General features: G+C 44.7%; 1 pseudogene. It reads right to left on the reverse strand.

The annotated features are described in order from the left end of the window. A pseudogene (locus R7Q48_RS25805) lies at positions 1–866 on the reverse strand (hybrid sensor histidine kinase/response regulator); the annotation flags it as partial.

An 866-nucleotide genomic window follows, 5' to 3' on the forward strand; every position in this document is an offset into this window, starting at 1 on the left:
TGGCCAACGCGCGGCTTTGACGAATCTTCCTATCAGACTCAATCGTATTTTGTACGCGGATCAACAATGTTTGTAGTGCTGAAATCTCTTCGTTCGAAAACAGTTTGTTATCGCTTTTGTGTGAAGAAATCAGCAAATGTGAAACCGACTTTTCACGGCCAAACAGTGGCATAACAAGTGCCGTGTTACTCGATCTCATGCGTTCATACAGAGCTTTGATTGAACCTTTTGAAGACGGTTTTTCGTCGAGCCTTTCAGAGAGTTCGTCGAGCACCAAAACCGAATCATTGCTGTGTAAATAATCTTCGTAGAAGGTTTCGGTGTAGTTACTGGTTACGAGTTGAAGCTTGTCATTGGGTATGTTGAGTAATGTGCTCAACTGATGCACGGCATCGTCGATTGAGCGCTTAAACTCTTCTTCTAACGCTAAGATCTGCTGAACTGGTGTTTGTCGATTGCCGTATATAAAGAACGATGCGATTCGGCTAACGCGTTTGTAGACCAAGTGCCAGGTGATGCCAATCAAGGCGCAAATCGGAATTGAGATGAGCCATTGATTGTCTTCAGACATTGGAATAAATACCGCACCTAATGGCAGGACGAAAATGGTGCACACAAAAAGCACACTGATCGTCAGATAAGCAAGGTATTTGGCGCTGTAGAATCTTGATGTAAGCAGCGCGTAACCAACAAACAGCATTTCACTGATGGATAACGCTGGTGGCAGCCACGTTAGTGAGAAATCCCCAAGGAAGTAGGTCATGCCTAGGTGTATGACAGCCGTAGACAGCATGAATACTAAGATCCCTGCGATCATGTAATTGTTCTTCGCTATAGAGAGCTTACTGCTGTTTGCGCGCATGCTA

It is taken from the genome of Vibrio sp. 378 (assembly GCF_033339435.1).